General features: G+C 38.0%; 16 protein-coding genes. 4 read left to right on the top strand and 12 right to left on the bottom strand.

Features of this window, described 5'->3' with window-relative positions:
- Positions 1-814: 814 nt before the first annotated feature.
- The 3 genes from MXE38_RS08515 to MXE38_RS08505 all read right to left on the bottom strand — a co-directional run bounded on the left by MXE38_RS08515 (position 815) and on the right by MXE38_RS08505 (position 2,919).
- Positions 815-1,144 carry a hypothetical protein gene (locus MXE38_RS08515; RefSeq protein ID WP_246913927.1) on the bottom strand — a complete coding sequence of 110 codons (330 nt, stop codon included), beginning with the start codon at positions 1,142-1,144 and terminating at the stop codon, positions 815-817.
- A 53-nt stretch (positions 1,145-1,197) separates the two neighbouring features.
- Positions 1,198-2,355, bottom strand: a complete 1,158-nt coding sequence (locus MXE38_RS08510) for a PatB family C-S lyase (RefSeq protein WP_246913926.1) — start codon at positions 2,353-2,355, stop codon at positions 1,198-1,200.
- 183 nt (positions 2,356-2,538) lie between these two features.
- Entirely contained in the window at positions 2,539-2,919 is a 381-nt protein-coding gene (locus MXE38_RS08505; RefSeq protein WP_246913925.1) for a RidA family protein, read from the bottom strand.
- A gap of 327 nt (positions 2,920-3,246) precedes the next feature.
- Here MXE38_RS08505 and MXE38_RS08500 point away from each other — a divergent pair, with 327 nt between their 5' ends.
- Positions 3,247-3,864 carry a sugar O-acetyltransferase gene (locus MXE38_RS08500; RefSeq protein WP_246913924.1) on the top strand — a complete coding sequence of 206 codons (618 nt, stop codon included), beginning with the start codon at positions 3,247-3,249 and terminating at the stop codon, positions 3,862-3,864.
- A 595-nt stretch (positions 3,865-4,459) separates the two neighbouring features.
- Here MXE38_RS08500 and MXE38_RS08495 read toward each other — a convergent pair.
- The 8 genes from MXE38_RS08495 to MXE38_RS08460 form a co-directional block, all read right to left on the bottom strand.
- Positions 4,460-5,611 (bottom strand): metallophosphoesterase, encoded by a 1,152-nt coding sequence (locus tag MXE38_RS08495; RefSeq protein WP_246913923.1) that lies wholly within the window; start codon positions 5,609-5,611, stop codon positions 4,460-4,462.
- 678 nt (positions 5,612-6,289) lie between these two features.
- On the bottom strand, positions 6,290-7,252 hold the full coding sequence (locus tag MXE38_RS08490) for a transporter substrate-binding domain-containing protein (protein WP_246913921.1): 963 nt from the start codon (positions 7,250-7,252) through the stop codon (positions 6,290-6,292).
- Between the two features lie 1,169 nt (positions 7,253-8,421).
- Positions 8,422-9,411, bottom strand: a complete 990-nt coding sequence (locus MXE38_RS08485) for a transporter substrate-binding domain-containing protein (protein WP_246913919.1) — start codon at positions 9,409-9,411, stop codon at positions 8,422-8,424.
- A 918-nt stretch (positions 9,412-10,329) separates the two neighbouring features.
- A complete protein-coding gene (locus MXE38_RS08480) occupies positions 10,330-11,136 on the bottom strand; it encodes a transporter substrate-binding domain-containing protein (protein ID WP_246913917.1) in 807 nt (268 codons plus the stop codon).
- 718 nt (positions 11,137-11,854) lie between these two features.
- Complete coding sequence (locus MXE38_RS08475; protein WP_246913915.1) at positions 11,855-12,688, bottom strand: transporter substrate-binding domain-containing protein; 834 nt, start codon at positions 12,686-12,688, stop codon at positions 11,855-11,857.
- 433 nt (positions 12,689-13,121) lie between these two features.
- Positions 13,122-13,508, bottom strand: coding sequence for a transporter substrate-binding domain-containing protein (locus tag MXE38_RS08470; RefSeq protein ID WP_246913913.1), 387 nt, complete (start codon positions 13,506-13,508; stop codon positions 13,122-13,124).
- A 305-nt stretch (positions 13,509-13,813) separates the two neighbouring features.
- Positions 13,814-14,644 (bottom strand): DDE-type integrase/transposase/recombinase, encoded by an 831-nt coding sequence (locus MXE38_RS08465; RefSeq protein ID WP_246913912.1) that lies wholly within the window; start codon positions 14,642-14,644, stop codon positions 13,814-13,816.
- Between the two features lie 244 nt (positions 14,645-14,888).
- The gene (locus tag MXE38_RS08460) at positions 14,889-15,395 is read right to left on the bottom strand and encodes a hypothetical protein (RefSeq protein WP_246913911.1); all 507 of its coding nucleotides are present in this window, start codon (positions 15,393-15,395) and stop codon (positions 14,889-14,891) included.
- Positions 15,396-15,667: 272 nt separating this feature from the next.
- Here MXE38_RS08460 and MXE38_RS08455 point away from each other — a divergent pair, with 272 nt between their 5' ends.
- The 3 genes from MXE38_RS08455 (at position 15,668) to MXE38_RS08445 (ending at position 19,646) form a co-directional block, all read left to right on the top strand.
- Entirely contained in the window at positions 15,668-17,086 is a 1,419-nt protein-coding gene (locus MXE38_RS08455) for a transposase (RefSeq protein WP_246913910.1), read from the top strand.
- Between the two features lie 884 nt (positions 17,087-17,970).
- A complete protein-coding gene (locus MXE38_RS08450; protein WP_246913909.1) occupies positions 17,971-18,861 on the top strand; it encodes a hypothetical protein in 891 nt (296 codons plus the stop codon).
- Positions 18,828-19,646, top strand: coding sequence for a transposase (locus MXE38_RS08445; RefSeq protein ID WP_246913908.1), 819 nt, complete (start codon positions 18,828-18,830; stop codon positions 19,644-19,646). Before MXE38_RS08450 ends, MXE38_RS08445 begins: the two co-directional genes overlap by 34 nt.
- A 13-nt stretch (positions 19,647-19,659) precedes the next feature.
- Here MXE38_RS08445 and MXE38_RS08440 read toward each other — a convergent pair.
- Positions 19,660-19,847, bottom strand: a 188-nt coding sequence (locus MXE38_RS08440) for a hypothetical protein (RefSeq protein ID WP_246913907.1), incomplete at its 5' end; no start/stop codon positions are given.

Genomic DNA, 19,847 nt, shown 5'->3' with positions numbered 1-19,847 from the left:
TTACTAGGACGAAAGCGTCCCAACTATAACTAGCAAATTGAATCAAGCTAAGGTTTGCTACTTGTTAGTTGCTTAAAAGGAGCAGCGCCATGCTTTTTTTAAGTCTTAGATAGCTGTCGTCCTATTCTAATTTTTTAAATTAGAGACAAGGTTTATCTTTTTTATGGCATAGCGTTAAGACGCTGAGACAAGTTTTAGAGCATTTTGCTCTCAAAATACTTCGAGCACTAGTGAATTGCTTTTAGACACAGGCACACACACCACCACATAGTCGATAAGGTAATTTGCTGGTGCTCCTAGTCCAAATGCATACAAATCCCATTAGAAGGCCAAGATAGCAATATCTTGGCCTTTTTTTACCCATTTACAGCCCTTTAAAAAGGCCAACCCTTTGAAAAACTTCCCATTTAAACAGGCCGACCTTTTAAAAGGATGGCCTTTGCAAAGCGCAAAACGCAAAGTACATGAATGTCAGCTTCCAGCGGGCAGTTTGCAGATAGCATCTCCCAGCTCATCTCTCTGCTCTCCTATTGCATACAAAAGCCCACTGCCCGCCGCTAACCACCGTCAGCTTGTAGTTAACAGCCAACAGATCATATTTCTACATACCATAGCAGTAGCGGTGCCTATAATCTCATTAAGCGCAAACATACTTCCCATTACATAACATTCCCAACCTATCAGAGAACAGGAAGTAGATTAGGCTATGTAGGGTAAGGTCATACCTGAGCATGGCAAGGCACAGCCTGGCAGGGCAGGGCATGACTGGTAGGGCTTGCCGCTTAAAAGCAGCTTTGTAGTGGTAGCTTGAGGCCTATTTGATTACTTTTGAGACATCTACGTCAAAAGGGCTGTCGCCTACATAGTATTTGCCAAAAGAATCACGTTTGATAGTGCCTTTGCTGGAGGAGCCTTCTACTTTGCCCACACTAAAAGGAGAATTTCCTACATACACATTACCAAAGATATCAGTATGCAATTTACCTTGGGCACCACTACTATCAACTTTGCCTATTGAAAAAGGACTATTGCCATCATAGACATTGCCAAAAGTGTCTACTCTTAACTCATCAGCAGTGGCAGTGGTTGAAGCTAAAGCACAGAGTGCCAACATACATGCTGCTTTAAGGTAAAGATTACGCATAGGTTAATTCCTCTTGTTAGCAAAGGCAAAGTTAACAGCTAAGATTAGTAGCGCTAGAGAGCTTGCTCGATACGATTGATTACCTCTTGCAGAGTTGCTCTTGGGCAGCCAATATTAATACGAGCAAAGTTGTGGAAATGAGGGCCAAAATGAGAGCCTGGTAAGAAGTTAATCTTGGCCTTTCTAAAGAAGCTCATCATTTGTGCCTCAGAGCTAAATTGCTCATTAAAGTCTACCCATAATAAGTAAGTACCCTCACGCTCTTTAATAATGGCCTTAGGTAGCACTCTCTTAAATTGAGTACGCATAAACTCTTCATTGCCATCAATATAGCTATTGAGCTCATCAATGTAATAGGCGCATTTTTGATAGGCCACTTTCATTAGAGCATTACCAAAAGTATTGGCATCATAAGCGGCAATGCGGTCAAGCTCGGTGCTCATAGCAGCACGCAGCTTGGCATTAGGAATAATAAGATAGGAGATTTGGCAGCCCATTACATTAAAGGTCTTAGAAGGTGCATTAGCCAAAACTAGCAGATCTTGGATAGGGCCTTTAATTGCAGCCATAGAGATAAATTTATGGCCACTCTTAACAAAGTCACTGTGAATTTCATCAACAAAAAGAATAATCTTATGTCTGACGCAAAAATCAGCAATTTGCTCTAATTCTTCTTGAGTCCAAATACGAGTAGTTGGGTTGTGAGGAGATACCAAGATCATGATTTTGGTCTTGCTATCAATCATGGTCTCAAGCTTCTCTAAATTCATGACATAGCGGCCCTCACGCTCCTCTAAAGGTGGTTCAATTACTCTACGTCCATTAGCTAAGGACACCTCATCTAATGGAGGGTAATAAGGGCTATTTAGAATAATGCTATCGCCAGGACGGCTAAAAGCTTCAACACATAAGCTAGCTGCAATCACTACTTTAGGAGAGTAAACAATACTCTGTTTAGCAATCTCTACCCCATGGCGCTCTTGGTACCATTTTATAATGCCTTCTTCAAAGGTTTTAGACTGAGTAACGTAGCCAAAGATACCAAACTCAACAGCTTTTTTTAGCTCCTCAATAATCTCAACAGGAGCCTTAAAATCCATGTCAGCACAGCCCATTTGTATGTAGTCATTGGAGCCTAAGGCTCGATTAGCGGCATCCCACTTAAAGCTATCGCTATCAACACGGTTAATGACCTCATCAAAATTGACCATATGATTACTCCTATAAGATCAAACACACACATGAAAAACTAATTAAGAGCCAAGCCATAGTTAACAGCTCTATTCTTAACCAAGAATAACCCTAAGCTAACTACCAAGCAAGATCAAGTAAAACAAAAAAGGCTAAGCATAGTGCCTAGCCTTTTTTTAGCTTATAAAGCTTATGATTAAGTATTAATCAGCGTAGCAAATACACTCGATCTCTAGCTTAGCGCCTTTTGGTAAGTCTTTTACTGCAACGCAAGAACGAGTTGGGTATGGCTGAGCAAAATAGGTAGCATAAACCTCGTTTACCTGAGCAAAGTCAGCAATATCAGCTAAGAATACAGTTGTCTTTACTACATTAGCTAAGGTAAAGCCAGACTCTTCAACTAAAGCTTTTAAGTTGGAGAGGCTTTGGTGGGCTTGCTCAGTAATGGTCTGTGGCATTTCTCCAGTTTGTGGATTTACAGGAATCTGACCAGAAACAAAAAGCATATTACCAAGCTTAATGGCACTTGAATAAGGGCCAATTGCTTTAGGGGCGTTCTCGGAGGTGATTACTTCTTTTGCCATGATGACCTCAAAATGTTATGACAGATATGGCTTGTGATAAAGAAATTTCATAGACAGCTAATAAATAGGCACGGCTATTAGCTGTTCACAAGCTTACAAACAAAATTTTAACTACATCACAAAAATAGCGCATATTAAGCGGTGATGTAAAGCATTTTAAGCATTAATTTAAATATTGCTGGTGAAACAATGCTTAGTTAACCTATAAGTGCCCAATTATATCCTTGATAGCCCTCTTAAATTGATTATATCCAAGGATCTAATAGAATTGGTGCACATTGAATTACTATTTTTACTTAAACTGTGTTTGAATTTGGAAGTTTAACAATGACTAATAAAGAATTACGCGATCATGGCTATTTGTACGATGCTACTGACAAAGATCCTCAGATGGCTAAAGAGCGTGTTGATGTTAAGGCCTTGTGCTTTGAGTTCTCCACTCAAGTTCCTTGGAATGATAATGAGCGCCGCAAAGAGCTCCTTAGCAAGATTATTGGCAAAGCAGGAAAAAATGTTTTTATTCTGCCAAGTTTCTACTGCGATTACGGCTACAACATTGAAGTTGGCGATAATTTCTTTGCTAACCACAACTTGGTGATCTTAGATGGTGCCAAGGTTAAGATTGGTAATAATGTCTTCTTTGCTAACAACATTACCTTAACTACAGCAGGCCACCCAATTGATGCCCAAATGCGCAATACTGGTATTGAGTATGCCTATCCTATTACCATTGGTAATGATGTTTGGGTGGGCGCAAATGTGACCATCTTACCTGGTGTAACTATTGGCTCAAACGTGGTAATTGGAGCTGGCTCAGTAGTAACACGTGATATTCCAGATGGCGTAGTTGCTGTAGGTAATCCTTGCCGTGTAATGCGCAAAATTACCCCAGAGGATAAGCTTAAGTACCAAGTACCTCCAAAGTGCTGCCAGCAAGGTAATTAATTAATTAACAATTCTAGTCCAGTCCAATGCAGTCCAGGAAAGGTCAGGACAGACAAGAAAAGATAAGGCCATAACAGGACAAGATCTGCCAAGTAAGCTAAGTATCAAAGCCCATCTTGGCTTTGATAAAAATTTCAAACTATTATCAGGCCGTGCCATGAGCTTAGCTCAGCACGGCCTTTATATTGGCCTTTATCATGGCAAAGGCCATAGCCAAAGCTATAGCTATAGCTATAGCTATAGTCCCAGCCTCAGCCACGGAAAAATGTCTTTATGGCAAGCAACAGAAAACAACCCTTCTATACATCTTTGCAAGTGCATTTAACTAAGACCACCCCATATCTTTGTCATTTTATGCTTCCATCATGACAGTTGTTGCATTGCCGCTACCGCCGCAGCAGCCTTTATCGCCGCCTCAGCTTCTGCTGCTTTTGCTGTGTAATTATTTTGCTACTATTGAGCTTCATAGGGATTGGGCTGGGATGGAGGGTAGGGCTTGTGGTAGGTGCTGGTACTGGCTTAGAGAAATACCAGGCTTAAAGAAGCCTTTAGCTAGTAAGAAAAACGATGTGGGCCTAAAAATAAATAGGCTAAGTTAAGCATTTTGTTGAGATGAGGTTGAAGCTTGGATAATGTTCTTTGTAGGTGCTTTTCCCTTTTTTAATACAATAATGTCAATCTGAGCAGGCACGAAGATACGACAGGAAAAGGCTGACCAAATACCAGCACCATTACTAATAAAGATTTGCCTTAAATTGTCTAAGGAATAAAGTCCGCTTACTAAGCCATTGTTAAAGTAGGCAACAATAGGCTTGAGGAAAAACATTACGCCACCATGAGTATGACCAGATAGTACTAATTCAGCATTTAAATCATGGTTTTTGGTAATGTTGGGATTATGGGCTAATAAAATCTGAATATCAGCAAAACTACTTTCATGGGCAAATTTCATGGTATTGCGACGGTTGTTCTCGTAGATGGTCATACTCCAAGCCTCAGTGATAGCTCGCTGTACCTTTTTAAAGTTGAGCATCATAACGTCGTAATCAAATAGCCCTTTGTTCATAAATCTATTTGATTGAGTTTGACCAAAGCTAACATGCTCTTTTTTGTAGTCGTAGTCTATGATATTAAAGTTAGCAAACAACAAATTAGGAGCCTCGTCAAGGCTTACTGTCGCGCCATAAGAGTCAGGAATACCAGTGATCTTTATGGTACCAATACCTCTTTTAATAATTACACTTTCATTACATAAATATCGTATGCCCATTTGAGAAAAAAATTGGTGCCATTGTTTATAGTCATTGTAATAGTCATGCTCGCCTGTCACAGCTAAGACACCGTCTTTAGAATTAAGCATGGCCATAGGATCGAAATCATCACGGCGTATATCAAAAGGAGCATCAATGGTGTCGCCAGTTAAAACTATGAGATCGGGCTTGTTGCTATTTATCTGAGCTACAATTTCGTTTAAATAATAGCGACGCAATACTGGGCCCATGTGCAGATCGCTAATTTGAGCAATCTTATAGCCATCAAAGTCATTAGTAAGAGTATCAAAATATACTTCTTGATAGTTAACTTTTGGAGGTTGAACTTGGGAGAAAGTTCCCAGTACGGATAATACTAAAGCAGAGAGGGAAATAGAGATATTAATGAGCGATTGTTTAAAAGTAAAAGCATTTAACAGTTTAACTTTTATCAAACACCAAAGAATCAGCAGGAGCACATCTTTAATCATAGCCATGATAACGGCTAAAAAGATTGTGTTAAATAAAGTTTCGATAAATAGTACTTGATAGGGCCTTAAGTAGGGGGCACTTAAATTGCCAGTATCAGTATAGATAAGACTTTTAATAGAGCAAAGAGCAAACGCTATAGTCCATACGCTCTTAAAAATCACATTAATACGGCAGGGCCATATTAATGAGAAAAAAGCGTAGCCAAACATAAGGGCAAAAACTAGCAAAGCGCTCAGCATTAGAAAACCTGTCTAATTATCTCAAAGAAAATATAAGGTAAAAATTAAGCGATAAAACGATAGTTTGTAGGAGTTTTGTTGATTCATTAATAATTACAGAGCTTAACAAAAAATAGCTTATTTATCTATAAAAAAAAGTAATTGCATCCTACCTAAAAATACCATTTGTTGATATTTAAGCCAAATTTCTGTGCTATTAACTCCATCAGTAATTATTAGATGATTATAAGTACAGGGCAAGAACATTGTCCCTAATTGAGATCAAACTTTTTTAAAAATTTTGGGAAACTACTTTGTCCTTTATCACCCTGAAAGCACATATAAGAAAGCCCTGATAGCTTGGCTAACAGGGCTTGAGGCAAATAATATGAGAATAGGTTAGTGAGCAGCTACAAGTAGAAGATTATTCTTTAGCTGCTAGAGAGCTCTTTTGCTGGCTTTGAGCTAATACGAATTAATCTGAGTATTTGCTACTTTTGACACACCTTCAGGATCAATAATATTTTGGCTATTTAAATCAGTATGAGCTAGCTTCATGGCCCCTTGTTCTTTAGCTTGCTTTTGCTTAGCTAAGCGTACGCTAGTTGGTAGCAGATCATCTGGAAACTCATAATTTGGCAAATAATTGTGGACAATCTTTTGAATAGTGCCATCTTCACGCATTTGCACAAAGGTATCGTATAAGACTTTAGAGGCAGCAGTGTCTTTTTTAAACATTAAGCCCATATCATTGTCAGAATCTGGAATATGGTAAGCAATCTTGAGCTTGCCACGAGCCCAGTCGTCTACCACTTCTTGTGCCATTGGGGCTTCTGTAATCAAGGCATCTGAGTGGCCAGTAGCTACACTGTAAAAAGTCATAAAGGTAGTAGCTTCGTGCTTAATATCAATCAGGGCAGCCATATCTTCTGATACTAAGTCGGTAGCATCAGTGCCATTTTCAGCAGCTAATGTCTTACCAGGGAGATCACTGCGTCCTTTAATTGTAGAACTTGTAGGTACTACTACTACAGCGTGAGATCTAAAGGTGGCAGGGGATTGGGTAAAGATTTTTTCTCTTTTAGCGCTTAAAGAGATACCAGCTCCACTAATATCCATTTTACCTTTAGCGGCTAAATCTAATAGGTCGCCAAATCCCATAATATGGAATCTGTTGTTTTTAAGCTTAAAGCCAGTACGACGCTGTAGTTCTCTAATGATATCTACATCAATACCACCAAGATCTTGGAAGTGACTATCAATCATGACAAAAGGAGGAGCAGGCGATACTCCTACATCTAACTCGTAGCCTTCTAATGGCAAAGGCGCATTTTGTGAGTCGGCATATGCATTGGATGAGATTAAGCCTAAACCTAGGGATAATACTAAAACGCCTGATAAAAACTTATGAGCTTTAAAAAGCTGCATGCTTTGCCTCCGTGTTTGTTGACAGACACTTTAATATCAATCTAGGTAAACCGTAATTAAAAGTGAGTTGCCACAAAATTACTAAACTTAAGAGCTAGTAAAATCAACTACAAGGATCAACTACAAAAATGTTGGTTCTGAGTGTTTTAATTTGATTAAGTTTATTTGAACCGTATATCTATGATTTGCATCATACTACTATTTTTAATAAAAGGTTAATAAATTTTTTAAAATACTTAAAATCTTGTAATCAATACGGTAAATATCACATTCATAGTGCGTGACAGCTACAAAAAAGTGCATAAAAATGTTGTTACTAGGTTTGATGGCTATCGAGATATATTTAGTAGAAAGTGATTTACGTTTAAATGTTGCTGTCTATGTCTTAAATACCATCACTTAATAAAAACTTTAATATAAAGCTGCTTTAGCTATACAGAGTATTAACCAAATGATACTTTAATTAAAATCAATTAAATTTTAGTGAAGGGCTAAATCTATTGAGCAAAGTACAGCGTCTGCATTTATGTAATGGAGTTAAAAAGCAAGGGTAGCAAAAGAGCTGTATTGACCATAGCCAGTGCCTATCATTTTTAGCGAAGAAAGCCACAAAGCACTTAAAAGCAAAAGCCAGTATGCTCATATTAGTGAAGGCTTGACGCTTAATTACAGCAAAGATAAGGCAAAGTAATGTAAGGCAAGTCAGGGCTGCTGCATAACAAGGCAAGGCAAGGGCGGGGCGAAGCTCAATAAGGAAAAGGCATGGCAGTGCAGGGTATGGCAGGGCACGATATGGCAATGGCACGACAATGCATGGCAGGGCATAGTGCTGCATGGGCACGGCTAGGGAAGGCTAAAGTACAGCAAATGTAGGTTGTATTAGGTTTAAAGTGGCGCAATTTAAAGCGTTGCAAGCTGCTAAAATCAATTATGGAGCCTGGTGATAGTCTTGGTATACGGGATTATTAGAATGGTCAAGGCTTAGTGATAGTAGGGCATTGTTGGTGCTGGGAGCTTATCATTAATCTTAACCTTAAATTTGCAGTTGGTGGTTAAGGGAGCTTTTGGGATGGTGTGGGGCTATGAGTGGCTAGAAAAATAAAATCCCCTCAAGCTAGGGTGAGCTCTAAGGGGATTAATAATAGTTTGGAGTTTATAGAATTTTCAAACTAAGCAAAATTTGGCTGATTTACAGGAGTATTGCTCTCTTTAGGGAGCTTGAGCTCATTGTTGCCATTGCTCATGTTAATCTGGTTGTTGTCAACATTGTTTTGGTTGGCTGCTTGTCTTAAAGCTTTAGCTTTTTGCTCAGCCTTAGCAGCGGCAATGCGCATATCTTCTGAGTAGAGTTCAGATGGGAACTCGTAATTTGGGAGATACTTCTGGACGATATTAGCAATAGTGCCGTCCTCACGCATTTTTAATAATTCATAATGTAAAACTTGAGAGATCTTAGTATCCTTTTTCATCATGTAGCCAAAATCGCTAACAGACTGATCAATGCGGTATAGGATCTTTAATTTGCCTTTAGCCCAGTTATCAATTAATGCCTGAGCCATTGGCTCTTCTGTTACTAAAGCTTGGGCCTTACCACTAATTACAGAGTAGAAGGTCATGAAAGTAGTAACTTCATGGTGTAGCTTAGTGCTATTAGCAATGTGTGCTGGAAGAATGTCTGATGAATTAGTGCCAGCCTGAGCTGCGATGGTCTTACCAGCTAAGTCGTCAAGAGTCTTGATATTAGAGTTAGCAGGAACAACTACTACTTGATAAGAGCGGAATAAGCCAGGGGATTGAGTAAATTTTTGAGCACGAGCAGGGTTAAGGGACATTACACCTGCAATTAAATCGAGGTCGCCCTTACCTGCTAAATCCATTAACTCGCCAAAGCTCATGATTTGGAATCGACCACGATTTAAAGTAAATCCTGTGCGACGTTGCAGTTCTTTAATAATGTCAACATCAATGCCTTTAACATTATCAAAAGCGCCATCAATAACAACGAAAGGAGGAGCATAGTTTAGGCCGATATCAAGCTCTTGACCTTGTAGTGGTAAGCTACTCTTGTTCTCCTGAGCTTGAGCTGGACAAAACATAAAAAGGCTAGCAGCTAGTGCTGCAACTACTGCCATTTTGGTGCTGAGTTTTTGAAACATCATATCTTGTCTCTCCGTTATTATTAATTGTCCTTTGAAAAATTCGATAAAACTGCCATATGTATGTTTAACTGGTGCTGTTCGGGGAGCTACAGCTAAAAAAGTAATGAGGCAAAAATACGGTGAATTGCCTTAAAAAAAAGCGATGGTAATCATACCCTCATTTTTATGGTTGTAAAGCAATTTTTTACACTCTGTTTATATAAAATTGATCCCAAAATAATAAAAAACTAGATAAATAAAGGGAATGCACCATTTTGAAAAATTATTGCAGTGTAAATAAGATATAAATAGGGTTTATTGTTTGCTTATTTGTGGTGCAAAAAGAGAAAAAGACAGTAATTTCTAGTTCAAACAGACATACTAGCCGACTAAAATTGCAGTTTTTTAATGTTTTTCATCAAAAGATCTCAGTAGTGCCATTATTTTGTACCCATCACAGCACTAACCTTTTTTTATTTGCTAGTACTTTTTTATCTTTAAAGTTGTGACCATCATTCACAGCGGCCTTTAGCTAAGATTAACAGTGCTCTCTAATCTAGATTTCTCGTTTACAGAACAAGTCAAAAGCAAACCACGTGTCCGTCAGCCCCTAGTCATCAGTACCGCTTGAACTGGCTAAGAGCATAATCAAGGTAGACTTATAAAGAGTTCATTAAGCAAGGTAAACTAAGCTTTTAAGTCATTGCTGGGCAGGTTGGAATGGCTTAGCTTACCAAGCCTAAGCCAATAATTGGTCAATAGGTAGGGTGAGTTTAGGTAAGCTAAGCTAAGCTAAGCTAAGAAGGGGGAGATTGGAGCGAAGCTAGATAAAAATATGTTGCCCCTTATTTCTTTTCTGCGTTTAAGGAGCAACAAAGAGAGACTCTTATTGGTCAGTAATTTCATGCGATTGTTGAGCAATACTGTGTTTCTGTTTTGCTAGTGATTATATTCAGGTAAGTATTTGGCAATAATCTTATTTACAGTACCATCAGCCTTCATTTGTTCTAAGGTAGCGTAAAGTACATGTGAGACCTTACTGTCTTTTTTCATCGTGTAGCCAAAGTTGCTTTGTGAGCCTTCAAGTTTAAAAGCAATTTTTAATTTATCGTCAGCCCATGATTGAATAATGGCTTGAGCCATAGGCTCTTCAGTTACTAATGCGTCGGCATGACCTCTTAAAACAGCGTAAAAGAGCATAAAAGTAGTCACTTCATGATGAAGATCAATGTCTTTAGCAATGTTGGCAGGAAGAATATCCTCTGAGTTTGTACCTGCTTCGGCTGCTACTTTTTTGCCTACTAAATCATTGATGCTTCTAATATTAGAGTTGGTAGAGGTAACTACCACTTGTGTGGATTGGAATAGTCCAGGAGATTGCGTAAAGATCTTGGCTCTATCATCAGTAATAGAAATTGCGCCAGCAGCTAAGTCCAGTTCTCCTTTAGCAGCTAAGTTAATTAGGTTTTCAAAGCCCATCATATGGAATCTATTTCGTTTGAGCTTAAAACCAGTACGACGCTGTAGTTCTCTAATGATCTCGACATCAATGCCCTTTAAGTCAGTAAAGGCACCGTTAATATAAACAAAAGGTGGAGAGTGGTTGAGCCCAATATCAAGCTCGTAACCTGAAAGGGGCTGATTCGTGTTTTTTGCTTCTTGAGCTAAAGCCAGACTTGATAATAGTAAATTACCAGCAAAAGCCACAAAGACAAACAAAAGTCTGCTTATACTCAATAGTTGCATTTTTGTGCTCCAATATCATTTAGGAAAAGATTGAGCATGCTTAAGTACAAAGGATTATTGTTTTGCATGCTTAAAGCTATTTAAAAAAATAGAAAAGCAAATAATATAGATTAAATTATGGTTGTAAAGCCATATTTCTTTATGTTTAATTGATTGAAATATTGAAAACTAGATAAATATGATGGTTGTGCAATTGTGAAAATAAATCGCAGTTTAAACAAGATATATATCAGGTTGAGCCAATGTTAAATAATGGAGCATATATGCACAAATATAATGCTTTTTTAGCTTAATCTAGTACATAAAATGTTATATCTATGTGTGTTAATACTCATAGATATGAATTTAAAAACCCCCAAAATGAGATTTATATCGAAAATAATCAATATAATTTGATTGTATCAGTCTTAACTAAAGCCATGGTTTTGCTAAAAAAGTACTAGCAAAATGCATGATAAAGGACTTGAGCGTGAGATTAGTAGTTGGCAGTATCAGCTATGCTTTTTAGCTAGGATGCAAAGGATCAGGCCCAGGTAATTGCTCTGGTGCTTGCGAATGTGCATCGTGCATGCGAGGTGTAGGGGTAGGTGCTGGTCTAGTAGCTTGTACAAAGGGGCAGTGGCATGTACAAAAGATGGGGATGTAGACAGGCAAAAATAAACCATGTTGCCTAAAGTAAAGCAAGCAACATGGTCTTTTGCGTAATTAGCAAGCTAAGTTAGTCGGCTGCTAGTTTGATGTTTTGTGGTTTAAGGTCTTCTGGCATCTTGTAATCAGGTAAGTATTTGTGAATGATTTTTTGGATGGTGCCATCAGCCTGCATCTCTTTAAAGGTTTTATAGAGAACTTTGGATGCTGGGGTGTCTTTTTTAAACATAATGCCAAAGTCGTTTTCACTATGGGCTACATGATAGGCTACTTTGAGCTTGCCTTTACCCCATGAGTCCATAAAACCTACAGCCATTGGAGCCTCGGTAATAAGGGCATCTGACTTGCCTCTTATCACGCTGTAAAAAGACATAAACAAAGTTCTTTCATGTAAGATATTAATTTGTTTAGCCAGTTCTGGAGCTACAAGATCAGTAGCTTCTGTGCCATCTTCAGCAGCTAGAGTTTTGCCTATTAAATCTTGAGGACTATCAATATTCGAATTGCTTGGAACGACTAAAACCTGCTCAGATCTATAAGTGGTAGGTGATTGGGTAAAAATCTTAGCACGAGCATCACTAATAGAAATCGCAGCAGCACTAATATCCATATAGCCTTTTTCAGCAAGATCTAAGAGATCACCAAAGCCCATGATATGAAATCTGTTGCGCTTAATTTCAAAGCCAGTACGACGCTGTAGCTCTCTAATAATATCAACATCAATGCCTGATACGTTTTGGAACTCGCCTTCAATAATTACAAAAGGAGGTGCAGGAGAAAGACCAACATCAAGCTGATAGCCTTCTAAAGGTAATTTTTGAGCTTGAGCTCCTGAGGCAAATAAAAAGCTAGCAGACAAAATACAAGCAGCAAGAAAAGCCTTGCTTACTTTAGGTAAAAACATACTAATACTACTCCCAGAGCAATGAAATCAAAGTAGCTCTGCAACTACAACTTTACAATAAGCAATTGAAAGAAAAGCCTATTGATAGGGCTTAATGTTGCTTCATTGCAAAAAAAAAACGGTATGCCAAACAATTAGGGACAATGGACAAAGTTCATCGTGTCTATAAAGATTTGGCTTGGTTGTTAAACTTAACCTTGATATGAGCCTTAATAGGCAAGGTAATTAAGTTTCTTAAATTTGTCAAAACTAAGAGATAATACCAGCTTAACGGCACTAAGTGTCAATAGTTAAGCCCTATTAGTGCTTTTGTTGTTCCAGATAGATGCCAAAACTACGGTTGTTTTTGATGTAGCAGTATTGTGGTGGGAAAATAAGTAGGAAAAAGGTAGCTATCAAACATGATAGCTACCTTAAAGCTCTTGGAAAAGTACTATAGATCTTGAGGCTCAATCATGTCTGATTGCTGCTTGGCTAACTTAATATTGCAAGGCATTAAATCCTTAGGAAATTCGTAGTTAGGCAGGTATTTATGAACAATGTTTTTAATAGTGCCGTCCATTTGCATTTGTTCAAAAGTTTCATACAAAACTTGGCTCTCATAAGTGCCCTTTTTAAAGAGCATGCCTACTGTACGTTCTGAATCTTTAACATCACGAATGATTTGTAATTTGTCCTTAGCCCAATTGTTAATAGCATTAAGCGCCAAAGGCTTTTCAGTAATTAAAGCATCAGCCTGACCTGAGGCGACACTATACATAAGCATAAAAGAAGTATGCTCGTGAATGACGTTGACCTGATCTGCTATGTTTTTAGGCATGAGATCATAGAGATCTGTTCCGATGTAGGTCAAGCTTTTTATCAGTAAATTTTGAAAATTTCTTTGAGCCCTTAAAATTGGTTGCTATGAGCAAGTTTTCAGGGTTTGGCCGCTTTTCAAGCGCCCAGAATCTCATTTCGATTGCAGGCAAGCTGCAATCTCTCTGAGATTGCCGATGATCTAGATCCGACAATACACTTACTGGGGCTTATTAGCCAAGCGGGCACGAAGTAGCAGCCTAATTACCCAATAACCAGCAAATAGGCATGCGTAAGCCATAGGCTATATCTGAATATGGCCAGCATTTAGGCAGATTGAACAACATTGTCAGCAGGAGGTCTTCCGTGTGGATTAAATACCTTTTTGCCAACAGGAGCGTTGTTCCTAATGCCATTTACGAAGCGCTCAGGATGTCTTTCCTGTGCTTGTTTGAGAACAATCTCACGCTGGGCTAGCTCAATGAGGTCATTACCATGAAAGCGAGCTTGTGGAGTCACATCGTTTAGCGAGCTATGAGGTCTACTGTTATGTCTAACAACAGCATACCAGGCCAACTGACGGCATACACCAAAATTAGGAAAGCTCCTACGTAAACCAAGAGTATGCTTTAGTGTTCTGAAAGTAGATTCAATAATTGCATTATCATCACTCTTGGCTGGACGACTAAAAGATAAGGCGATTCCTTGCTTAAAACAATGCTCTTCAAGTTCCCTTGATCTCATTTGTGAGCCGTTATCAGAGTGTAAGATAAATGAGTTGGTAACCCCTTGGGCTTTAACTCTTTCTTCAACTAAAGTAATAAAATTGACAGCATTTAATGCAGTCTGCTCCTGATAAACCTCAGAGGCTATGATGTAGCGACTAAAGGCATCAATAGCTGTAAAGCAATATGCTTTGCGATTACCCTCTTTAATATCAAGATAGGTAATATCCCAACAAACTACTTGGCAAGGGTGCTCAAGTAAATACTGAGGAGCCGCACAGTTAGCTCCAGAGCCTTTACACTTATGAGCATTACCTCGTTTGCTAGTTAATCCTCTCTCCCTAAAAATACGTTGAACTGTCGATAAGGAGCATGGATGTTCTCCTCCTGCAACTAAAGCCAAATGCGCTTCACGTAACGATAAGTCACGCACATCGGGTTGGCTATATCTGGCAACAATAGCATCTTTCTCCACATCGGATAGAGCGCGTTTTGGCTTCGGTCTTTCGCATGAAAGGCGGCCGTCTTCTGGGTTTTTAAGCCAGTTGTAATATTTCCTTTCACAGAAATCAAAGATTTCACAAACACGCTTGATGTTTGTTTTGCCAGGACAAGAGGAAGACTTTGAGCATGTTTTAGAACATGTCTTAATCAGCTCCACCAATTTACGACGCTCTTCACTGCTGACTAGTCTTCCATCGATGTGAAAAACGTCTGAACTTTTTTAGTTCTACAAGGCAAATAGATGTTTCGGCAAGAGCTTTCTCTAATCGAGACTGATCTTTCTTCAAGCTCTGAATGGTTTTATTGCTACTGCGAAATTCTTTCTTGAGTGCGTTATATTCATTACCGCAAACAAGACCTTCTTGAGCAGCAGCATCCTTAAACTTACGCAAATCAGCTAACTTGACATTAAGTTTACGGCATTCAAGCGCAGCTTTCTCACTATCCCAACCATAGGCCTCAACCTTACCAACTAATAGCGCAGTTTGAAAGGCATCAAGTGTTGATGGGATGTAGTAACTTGCGCTAGCAGTCATGTCCTCAGATCGGTCATAAATGCTTAACAAGCTATACAAAGTAGACTTCGGGCAGTTGTACTTAACAGACGCCTCAGCCACAGTGAGTTGGTTGTTTTTGATTTCACTGCAAATCTTGCGTTTTTCTAACTCAGAGAATGACATTATTGGATCCTTAACTTTAAGAGTTAATATCTTACAAGAAAGGCTCAAATAAATCTGTAAATTCCATCTAAATTTGCTGACGTTATTATAGCCCTATAGGGGTATCTACAATCGTATGTACTAAAAAAGCTGGTTCTATCGTTTATCTAGATCATTTATCCTTAAAAACTGGCGTTAGGGCGGCTCTTATAAAGACATTTAAGGAGTCTAAAAATACAAAGCCTCGTGCTGCCATTAAGTTTGCAAACTACATTGAAACTGTAGTCTACAACATGCTTATTTCTGGGGAAAACACTTATGAAGGACTTCCTAAGTTCTGTTCTGAACATGTTTTAGCAGATGGAGTTTCAGGTAACAGAACAACCTTCTTAAAATACATCAATCAAATTGATGTCGCATTCATAGATAGGTTCCATAAGAACTTTATTCAGGAGTATTTCAAAGGTAACGCAGAGCGAATTATCAAAGATGGACTTGTTGTTATCATTGATGGAAGTCCACTGGAGCACAAGAATTGCGACAGAATGTATGTATCAAGTGGTCGAAGCAAGGATAGCACGTTCAAGAATCAGATTAACGTACAGTTTGTATGTGATGCTGATAAGAATGGACTTCCAATCTTCTATGATATGTTCGATGGTCGTGCTAATGATGTTTCTACTTTAGGCAATGTCTTACAGAAATTTGCATCTTATGATGTAAGTATCGCTAATTTATGTGTCGTAGCTGATAGAGGTTATCCTTCTGAAGAAAATATCTGTACACTTTTGCGCAATGGTAAGACTTTCTTGTTTAACTGTAGGCAAGGTGAAGGAACTGTTGTACAGGAGGTTATTGATCAGGCTATTTCACAAAATATTTACGGTAATGACTCCTTCTCTGAACTTAAGAGCTCCACTACAAGCTGCGCATCTTTTACAAGAACATACAGGTATGATGAGACACCTGTACAGGATAAGAGGGCTTGTAAGAAGGCTACAGCAGAAGTCAGGTACCATGTTTACTTTGATAGCGAAATTCATTTTTCGGCTGTAAAGAAGTTGAAAGACACTCTATGCGAGCTTAGCGATGCAGTTGAGAATGGTAAAAAACTTACCCCAAAAGATGAGGAATTACTCAAAAAGTACTCAAATTACGACTTATCAAAGTACGTTGAGGGAAAACCAAATCTTTCCCCAAAGTTTCTACCTACTGCGATAGATGCAAGCACAAAATACGAGGGATTTCAGGTGCTAATGACTAATGACCTAACACTCTCTAGTGCTAAGGCCCTTAGAATATACAAGTCTCGTCCTAAAGTTGAGACTTCAATTCAGGACAACAAGCAGCATCTCAATGGTAATACAACTAAAGCTAAGTCAGATGCAGGAATACAGAGTAAAATCTTCCTACAGCATATTGCTTCCATTTTTAAAGCAGCTATGAGGCACGATATTTCTGATGCTAGAGCTAATTGCAAAGGAAAATATGCTGATGCATTCCGCTCAAATAGGGCAGTTCTTGACAATCTTAATGGAATTATTGTTGATGAGTATGCTAAAGGAATTGTGTATAAACCAATCGTTGGTAAGCATGCCCATATACTGAAATGTCTTGGCGTTCCTCTACCAAAATCAATGCTGTCCCTTACCAAATATGGGGAGACATGCGAAGTTAATGCTACCGTAGACGATGATCTATCTGAAGAGTAAATGTTGTCTGAATAATGATCTTTAAATGGTAGTTCAGACAAAATATACCTCTATGACAAGTGATTGTATGTGCCTATGTGTTAAAGCATGCAATTTTGGTTAGCCATAAGTAACTATCTAGTCAATAAAAAAGCCATAGAACTGGCTATTCTATGGCATTTTTATCACTTTAATACAATTTTCTTGAGCTATAAAAAAATTGACCAAAGGAGTTCTAATACGTGGCCCTCTAAAGGAAGCTTTTGTTCCTGAGCGCAGGCATTATTAAAACCACAGAGACTAGTAGAGATAAGGAAACTTGCAACTGACCAACTCCCATGGGCAAGCCCATGGGGTTCCTGCGTATCAAGGTTAACCTATTTTCCTGACAAGGCATTAAACATCTTAACGAGTTAAGACTTTTAACACAAAGCCAGAGGCATGTATCCCGACATCATTTTATATCTCTTCCTAAAAGAAGATGATAAATTGGCCCTTTCTATAAAATAGAAGGTACCGACTTTGGGGTACACTTTCTAACCTATTTTTAAGCTGGACTCTCCTATCAGTGTAATAAAACACTTTTATGATAGATCTCCTTTGTTACAAGAAGTTTTCAAAGCGAGGCCAAACTTTTCATTTGTTTAAAATTTACAGGTATAATCTTACACCTTTATGCCACTATTAGCAATTTTAATTTTCTTCTTTTTAAGAGCAGCAACATACTTAAGAAACTTTTTATAGTGTTTTGGAAACTCTTGGTTCAATTAGAAACCAGGTGGGATTCTAAAAAATTATAGGTATTAGTTTCAGTTTTCAGATCTAAAGCTGTAACAGAAAACTACACTATATTAACCTTTGATATACAGGGGATTTTAGCAGAGATTGGCGATACTGGTGTAAAAATGATTGACATGAGATTAAAAGATGGGGTAATAATGTGGGGATTTAAATTAATTCTAAAAGGACTTCCCCACATGGATAGCTCTATATTACAAGATGTGCCAAATCATATCAATCGCTTAAATAGCATTCAAGAAAGCTCTGATTCGTCCAAAATCTTTGATGAACCTGTTTTAGAAATTCCTGATTTGGTTTTTAAGAATAAAATTTTTGTTGAGATTGATGGTGAAATTGTTACTGTCTTTTTGGCAAAGAACCTTAAATTTAGGCCAGATAAGTGTCCTCATTGTGGTTCAAAATCACTACATCTCAATAAAAAAACAGCAGAGTTAGTGAGACATATACCAAATCCTAACCCTACTTTTGTTTACTACTTAACAGGAAAATTTGTTTGCCCACATTGTCATAAGTGTAGTTACTCTACTAGCGGTGTGACATATGGTCAATGTTCTTACACTCAGGCATTAGCTAAATTTGTTGTTCGACTTTTTAATAAAGATCCCATGTTAACAGATAAGAGTTTGGCAACGTTTGTTGGTCTACATGAGTATCAAGTTACACGTATATTAGACTCTTATGCTAAACATAATCATTGTTCTGACTATAGGTTGGATGTAATGAATCATGCTTTAGAAAATGATCAAAAAATTACTGTGCTTGGTACTGAAGTTGATCCTAAATTTTTTTGCCCATTTAAATTGCCTAAAAAAATTGAAAGAGTGATGATAGATGAGGTGGCAATCGAGGGGAGAAACTACATAACACACTTCGTTGATGCTGATACTGGGGAGAATCTTTTCTATGCACAAGGTAACGGGAAGGCTGCTATCCAACAGTTCTGCCATTGGGGAGAGGTAGGATGGCTGAGATGTTATATGTTACCTGTGATATGAATGCTTGTTTTGCACGTGCATTTAAAGAGTCTGGCTTAAATGTTACTATTACTCATGATAAATTTCATGTTTTTAAAAATATGTCAGAGCATTGCTCTAATGCACTTAAGATCGTTGCAAAGCATCTTTCTTCAGAACATTCTAAACATTTGCTCTCAAAAGAGATACAAACCTTGTTTTTCACTAAAAGCATTAATCTTAAAGATAAAGAGAAAACTAAACTTAATGAAGTTCTCAACTACTCTGATGAGATTAAAAATATATATTGTGCCGTACAAGGTGTTTATGACAGCTTTGATAGTTCAATGACCTCTGATGAGATAGCAGCTAAGCTTAAAGGATCAATATCTATTTTTGCTAAGGTTAACTCACAAGGTTCATTTGTTCATTATGAGGAGGATATGGATATCCTCTATCATTACAACTATAGATTGTATCAGGCATACAACTATACTAAGCTTTCACCTGAAGAAAGGATGGACTACATAACAAATCGTGAGTGTCATGAATGTGCCTTTCAAAAGAGTATGAAAAACTCACCACTAACTAAGATAATGCTACTTCTGCATAAACACTTAGATAGCTTAGTAACCTTTGCTAGTACTAAGCTAACCTCTTCACCAATTGAAGGGTTTAACAACGGGTTTAAAGAGTGTAAACACAGCAAGTTTGGCATAAAAGACATTTTCAGATTTGAGCTTAGATTAAAGTTACGCTCAATGGCCACTTATCTATCTAATGTGAAAGTTACTACATTACAAAAGTGTAAAACTACACTAAATTAACTTTTTTATAAAATTATACCTGTGGATCTATATACGTACATTTTTTTGGATCCCACCAGGTTTCTAATTGAACCAACTCTTTTTTACACTTAACCTTATCAATGGAGTTAGTGCTGCTATCATAGCAATAGAGAAGAAAAGCAGAATACCAATCCCTCTGAACTAAGGTTCCATCAGATAAATTAAAGGTTCGTTGAGACA

The sequence above is a fragment of the Anaerobiospirillum sp. NML120448 genome, from assembly GCF_023050945.1.
GTDB lineage: Bacteria > Pseudomonadota > Gammaproteobacteria > Enterobacterales > Succinivibrionaceae > Anaerobiospirillum.
Note: the sequence above shows the minus strand (reverse complement) of the source record. Positions and strands in the feature narration are given on the sequence as shown.

Bases quoted from the DNA above. Each gene is read 5' to 3' on its own strand.
- MXE38_RS08515 (WP_246913927.1), bottom strand. From the start codon at position 1,144: ATGCGTAATCTTTACCTTAAAGCAGCATGTATGTTGGCACTCTGTGCT.
- MXE38_RS08510 (WP_246913926.1), bottom strand. From the start codon at position 2,355: ATGGTCAATTTTGATGAGGTCATTAACCGTGTTGATAGCGATAGCTTT.
- MXE38_RS08505 (WP_246913925.1), bottom strand. From the start codon at position 2,919: ATGGCAAAAGAAGTAATCACCTCCGAGAACGCCCCTAAAGCAATTGGC.
- MXE38_RS08500 (WP_246913924.1), top strand. From the start codon at position 3,247: ATGACTAATAAAGAATTACGCGATCATGGCTATTTGTACGATGCTACT.
- MXE38_RS08495 (WP_246913923.1), bottom strand. From the start codon at position 5,611: ATGGCTATGATTAAAGATGTGCTCCTGCTGATTCTTTGGTGTTTGATA.
- MXE38_RS08490 (WP_246913921.1), bottom strand. From the start codon at position 7,252: ATGCAGCTTTTTAAAGCTCATAAGTTTTTATCAGGCGTTTTAGTATTA.
- MXE38_RS08485 (WP_246913919.1), bottom strand. From the start codon at position 9,411: ATGATGTTTCAAAAACTCAGCACCAAAATGGCAGTAGTTGCAGCACTA.
- MXE38_RS08480 (WP_246913917.1), bottom strand. From the start codon at position 11,136: ATGCAACTATTGAGTATAAGCAGACTTTTGTTTGTCTTTGTGGCTTTT.
- MXE38_RS08475 (WP_246913915.1), bottom strand. From the start codon at position 12,688: ATGTTTTTACCTAAAGTAAGCAAGGCTTTTCTTGCTGCTTGTATTTTG.
- MXE38_RS08470 (WP_246913913.1), bottom strand. From the start codon at position 13,508: ATGCCTAAAAACATAGCAGATCAGGTCAACGTCATTCACGAGCATACT.
- MXE38_RS08460 (WP_246913911.1), bottom strand. From the start codon at position 15,395: ATGTCATTCTCTGAGTTAGAAAAACGCAAGATTTGCAGTGAAATCAAA.
- MXE38_RS08455 (WP_246913910.1), top strand. From the start codon at position 15,668: ATGCTTATTTCTGGGGAAAACACTTATGAAGGACTTCCTAAGTTCTGT.
- MXE38_RS08450 (WP_246913909.1), top strand. From the start codon at position 17,971: ATGATTGACATGAGATTAAAAGATGGGGTAATAATGTGGGGATTTAAA.
- MXE38_RS08445 (WP_246913908.1), top strand. From the start codon at position 18,828: ATGGCTGAGATGTTATATGTTACCTGTGATATGAATGCTTGTTTTGCA.